At 36.0% G+C, this 6,049-nt stretch carries 5 protein-coding genes; all 5 read left to right on the forward strand.

The window, feature by feature from the left end:
- The first annotated feature begins 665 nt into the window (after positions 1-665).
- Positions 666-1,325, forward strand: a complete 660-nt coding sequence (locus tag QWC74_RS12770; RefSeq protein ID WP_006785831.1) for a M48 family metallopeptidase — start codon at positions 666-668, stop codon at positions 1,323-1,325.
- Between the two features lie 207 nt (positions 1,326-1,532).
- A complete protein-coding gene (locus QWC74_RS12775; RefSeq protein ID WP_006785832.1) occupies positions 1,533-2,789 on the forward strand; it encodes an ammonium transporter in 1,257 nt (418 codons plus the stop codon).
- A 639-nt stretch (positions 2,790-3,428) separates the two neighbouring features.
- Positions 3,429-4,682, forward strand: a complete 1,254-nt coding sequence (locus QWC74_RS12780) for a Y-family DNA polymerase (protein WP_009606174.1) — start codon at positions 3,429-3,431, stop codon at positions 4,680-4,682.
- A 16-nt stretch (positions 4,683-4,698) separates the two neighbouring features.
- Positions 4,699-5,022 carry a YolD-like family protein gene (locus QWC74_RS12785; protein ID WP_006785834.1) on the forward strand — a complete coding sequence of 108 codons (324 nt, stop codon included), beginning with the start codon at positions 4,699-4,701 and terminating at the stop codon, positions 5,020-5,022.
- Positions 5,023-5,085: 63 nt separating this feature from the next.
- Positions 5,086-6,049 (forward strand): ComEC/Rec2 family competence protein (locus QWC74_RS12790; protein WP_288994182.1); only part of this gene is annotated, 964 nt, incomplete at its 3' end.

Here is a 6,049-nt window from a genome sequence, read left to right on the forward strand (position 1 = left end):
CTTACCTTTTTTTTTATGTTATCATAAATTTAACGAGGTGAATCAGGAGCGTTTTACATGTGTTAAATGGAAGGATGCAGTTTAATGAATTTAAGTGAGCGAATCGGATGAAACCAGGAGAGGGATATGTTTTATTTAATCAAGCAATGTATGTGAAAGGGAAAAGCTATTATCTTTTCTGAATCATCTAGTTAAACTCGAATTAAAGCGTGAAAAATCACCTCAAAAGAATATTAAGCTATTGTCCTACAGTTGTTCATTCCATTAGTGATAAATTTATTTAGTCAAATCAGATTTTATTTTAAACACGATCTGTTTGGTCAACTGAATCAGTTGAGATTAATTGCTCTTTTAGAATAGATTAACTTTCAAGGAATGATTTCTCTAAAAGCTCAAGGCTAAAGGAAACGGGCGCTTTAATTTACTATCGTCAGTTCGTTTGTCAAAGGAAATGAAAAGTCTTTTTATCAAAAAGAAGCGGTGATTCAATGTTTGAGTTACGTTGAAGAAGGATAAAAAATTAAGACTTACATCAAGTTAAACCCCAATAAGAGCAAAGAGGACTTGATCTTGTCCTTGGTGAAACAAGGTGAAGCTGATGGACTGCGTTAATTGATGAAGGTCGAAAAAAATAAAGAAAAGGTTAGCAAGGATGGGGAAGCAACATGAAATTACAATTCGAGACGTTTGAAGTTTTACTTGAACGTAAAAATATTAAAAATATGTACTTAAAAATTAGACCAAGTGGTGAAATTGTCGTGACGGCGAATTCGAAGATGGAACTTTCGTTTATTAAAGACTTTATTTTATCTAAAGAAACTTGGATCCATCAAAAGCTGCAGCAGATAGCGAATACTTCAACGGTTCTGTCAAAAGATGAGATTCGTTATTTGGGGCAGACATTAAAAAAGCGTCGATTGGCTTCTAATCACACGTGTTTTTCAATTGAGGCAGATAGTTTACGACAAGAAATGCCGCCAAGTGTCAGCGAAGAGAGGGCTGAACGGTTATGTGAGGCGTGGCTTCAAAAGCAGTTAGAAGCGTTAATTCATCAATATATGAGAAAGTATTGGCGATATTTTGAGCAGTCAGGAATTCGGCCTGTTGAAGTGAAATATCGTCAAATGACATCCACATGGGGTGTTTGCCGTCCTGTTAGAGGGAGTATTACGTTTAATAAGCGTTTGATCCATGAGAAAGAGACGTTTATTGAATATGTGGTGGTTCACGAATTATGCCATTTGATTCATCCTAATCATAGTACGAAGTTTTATGAGTTAGTCGCTTGTTTATTACCTCAGTGGAAAGTATATGCTAAAAAATAATTTTTCAAAAAAAACAGTAAACTTTTCCATAAAATGGTAATATAATGAGGTATAGACAAAGAGGTCTTAGATAAAAGATAAAAGGTGGACAAAGGCGTTCTCAAAAGAGGACGCCTTTTTGATTTTCTTCTGACGTCAAAGAACAATCGTAACTCACCCCATTTCGTTAAAGAAAACAGTTTTTTAAAAATTGAGGAGGGAATGAATATGACGATTGATTTAAGTGTAGTGATTGATACGCTATGGATGGTCATAGCATCCATTTTAGTGTTTTCGATGCAAGCTGGTTTTGCTTTAGTAGAAAGTGGATTTACACGGTCTAAAAATGCCGCCAACATTATGATGAAAAACTTTATGGATTATTCCATTGGAACGATTATTTTCTTTATTGTTGGGTTTTCACTTATGTTCCATGGTAGTGTTGCCGGTTTATTTGGTATTCCGGATTTATGTGTAAGTGGTGATTATACCTCTTTAGGATTGATAGTTCCGCTACTTGCTTTCGTCTTTTTCCAAAGTGTGTTTTGCTCAACTTCAGTGACGATTGTTTCAGGAGCCGTAGCTGAACGAATGAAATTTTCAAGCTATCTGATTTTTAGTTCCTTGATGACGGCTATTATTTATCCGATTAGTGGTCACTGGGTTTGGGGTGGCGGTTGGTTAGCACAACTTGGATTTCATGATTTCGCTGGTTCATCAGTTGTCCATGCGCTAGGTGGATTTGCCGCTCTTGCTGGTATTATATTGCTTGGAGCTCGGCGTGGAAAATTTAATCAAGATGGGAGTTCAAATACTATTCATGGTCATAGCCTAACAATGGCTGCTCTTGGTGTTTTTATTTTATGGATTGGATGGTTTGGATTTAATGCAGGTTCAACATTAACTGCGAGCGATCCATGGGCCATTGCTCATGTTGTCATGACCACCAATTTAGCACCAGCAGCGGCGGCTGTTACAACGTTGATGATGTCATGGTTCAAAGGCAAACCAAGTGTGGGAGCGGCATTAAATGGTTCATTGGCTGGATTAGTCGCTATCACGGCAGGTTGTGATTTAGTTTCACCACTAGGAGCGATTGCGATTGGGGTCATTGCCGGAATGGTTATGATGTTTGGAAATGATTTATTAGAGCGAAAATTTAAACTTGATGATGCAGTAGGGGCAATTCCTGTTCACGGTTTTTGTGGGGTTGTCGGAACAATTTTAACTGGACTATTTAGTACGAGCAACGGCTTGTTTTATACCGGAAGCTTTAGCTTTTTAGGAATTCAAATAATAGGTGCCTTCGTGATTGCTTTGTGGGGATTTGTCATGGGATATCTTCTACTAGCTCTTTTGAAAAAAATCAGTGGAATACGGGTAAGTGCAACAGAGGAAGAGAATGGATTGGATTTATCTGAACATGCTGAATCTGCTTACGGTGAATTTTTACTCAAAGAAGATGTCAAAACATCTGAAAACTAAAAAAACACCCTAGCTCTGAATTGAACTAGGGTGTTTAACTATCAAAAAGGAGGCCAATAGGCCTCATGAAAAGTAAATAAATTTGGGGTAAATTTATTGGTTCTCTGGAAAAGAGAGTAAACTAGATTGGTTCATCTAATTTTCAAAATATAGAAAAGAACAGCCATTCAAGTGGCTTGTTTCAATAATAACATATTTTTCCTTAAAATGAAAGTATTTTTGGATAAAAATGTAATAAAAAGCCAATAAATGTAATAAAATGTTATCTAAAAGAGGTGCAATTCTTTCTAAACTCTAAAATAGAGGATTTAATTGAAAGGGGAGTGAAATTGTAAAGAAAGGAAGCAAGTGAAGATGAGATCAATGCGTTTAAATAGTGTTAGCTATCTTATTTTAGTTGGAACTCGTTTAGTTGTTTAATGAAAAAACTAAACGACCTAGCGTAAATAAATAATATGACTATTTATGAAACCTTGTTAAAGGATTAGAAAAAAGAAGTGTTCTCTCGGACACTTCTTTTTTTCGGAGTTTTAATGATATATTTTTTCACAATCCGAACAAAAGTTTAATTTTTATTGACAAAAAAGGTAAATCTTATGCTATACTATAACAAACAAATGTTCGAAAGAAGTGGTAAGAATGGAAACGAAAACTAGGTTTCGTTCTATTTTGTGTATTGATTTGAAAAGTTTTTATGCTAGTTGCGAGTGTGTCGCTAGAGGGTATGATCCCTTTCAGGTTTCCCTTGCCGTTGTTGGAAGAATGGGGGAATCAGGGAGCATCGTTCTCGCAGTTTCCCCCGCTTTAAAAAGACAAGGAGCCAAATCAAGGTGTCGAGTTTATGAGTTAGAAGGTTATCAAAATGTATGGTTTGTCCCATGTAGAATGAATCACTATTTGAAAGTATCACAAGATATTTTGAAAATATATTTGAGGTATGTTTCTTATGAGGACCTTCATATTTATTCAATTGATGAGGTATTCATCGACATCACGTCATATTTGCGTTTATACAAATGTGATGCATACACGTTAGCTAAGCAGATGATGTGCGATATTTTAAAAGAGACGGGAATTCCCTCAACTTGTGGAATTGGTCCGAATTTATTACTTGCTAAAGTTGCCCTTGATATAGAAGCAAAGAAGGCCGTTAATGGCATTGCACAGTGGAGTTATACAGATGTTAAGACAAAATTATGGCCATTGACCCCGTTATCTAAGATGTGGGGAATCGGTATTCAGCTTGAAAAACGTTTAAACCGGATGGGGATGTATTGTGTTGGAGATATTGCACAATATCCACTTGACTTTTTAAAACGTGAATTTGGTGTTTTAGGTGAACAATTATATCAGCATAGTCATGGAATTGACGAGAGTGATTTACATGACGTTTATCAAAGTAGGTATCCAACAATCGGAGGAGGTCAGGTTTTAATGCGAGATTATTATGCTTATGATATTAAAACAATCTTACTAGAGCAGGTTGAGGAAGTGATGTTCCGCTTACGAAAGAAAAATCTTTATTGTGAAGTGGTGCATCTGGCAATCGGCTATAGTAAATCCGTTAGAGGTGGATTTTCTAGACAAACAAAACTTTCTCAGGCAACTGATTTGACAGAATCCGTATTTGAAGCCTGCTTGAGACTATTCGAGGCCAATTACACAGGACAACCGATTCGAAAAGTGTCCATTTCACTTGGTGGATTAGTTGAGCGTGGGCAAACTCAACTTAGCTTATTTGAAGACGTGACGAAAAAACAGCAGTTGAGTTATGCGATGGATGAAATTAGAATAAAGCATGGTAAAAATGCCTTGTTACGAGCTATTTCTTATGAAAAGGGAGCAACAGGACGTTATCGTAATACGTTAATGGGTGGTCATCAGGCAGAATAAAGAGGAGGTGATAACGATGAAAGATCGAGGGATGATGAAATGGAAAGCCTTTGTCTCGATAGTAGAACAACAACAAGCTATTGAGGAGGTTCTAAACGAATTGTCAAAGATAGAAAAACCACTACTAGATGAGTGGCAACATGAGCAAAACTCTAATTTAGTTGTTGAAGGCTTTTTAAATCAAACAACCATTACGCTTGTTTACTTTGAGCGAGGACAGTTACTTAGGGTAAAGGGAAACGTTGAAAAAATCAATGAGGCCTATCGTTATTTTATCCTATCGGATGGTCACCAAAGAAAGAAGATTTCATTTAGTAGTGTCGTCGAAGTAAAAGGATAGAAAAGGTCATCTTTATATTTTTATGGTATAATGGGGAGAAGTTATGAATTAGGAGAGATTAGTTTGGAGCAGTTTTTAGTTGAGATTGATTATGTCCTTGAATTGTTAAATCAAGCCCATTGGACTGATTATTTAGTGATTACCCTTATGTATCTAATTTTAATTTTAATGATGATAGGAAAGTGGAAAAAAAGTAAGCGACAAATTTGGTATAACTATTTGTGGCTGATGTTATGTCCACCTGTTGGAATTTATTTAGTTAGCCAGAACCGTAAAATTAAAAAGAAAGAAAAAAAACAAGTCATTACCATTTCAGTAACAGGATGGGCCATTATATTATCCTCTATTTTCATTTATTTAGGATGGATGCCAAAACCACAGTATCAAGAAAGTCTAAATCAAAGTCATGTTGGACTTGAAGTTCGGCCTAGTCATCAAGAACTCCAGGTTCATTTTATTGATATTGGACAGGGGGATTCGACCCTGATTATTTATGATGATTTCCATATTTTAATTGATGGTGGAAATAATGGAGCAGAAGATATTTTATTAAATTATTTAGAAGCCGTTGGTGTTGATGATTTAGAAATTGTGGTGGCAACTCATCCCGATGCCGATCATATTGGAGGATTGGCAGAAGTGCTACAGACATACTCGGTTGATTTGATTATTGATTCGGGCGAAGCCCATACCTCTCAAACTTATAAAGCGTATTTAAAGCAAGTTGAAGAACAAAAACAACTAGGGGCTCAATACTTAGAAGATGATGATTTAGTATTTGAACTTGCAGATGGAGTGACGTTTGAAGTAATCGAAACGGGTGATGATAACGGTGATCGTAACAATAACTCAGTTGTAACGAAGTTAACATATAATGATGTTGCCTTCTTATTTACAGGAGATATGGAATCTGACGTTGAAAAGAAAATTTTATCTCGGGATTTAGATGTAGATATTTTAAAGGCAGGACATCACGGTTCAAAAACGTCGTCTTCGATGGCTTTTTTAGAGGTGGTAAAGCCTAAAA

Origin of the sequence: uncultured Turicibacter sp. (assembly GCF_938044715.1) — a bacterium.
GTDB classification, from domain to species: Bacteria; Bacillota_I; Bacilli_A; order MOL361; family Turicibacteraceae; genus Turicibacter; species Turicibacter sanguinis.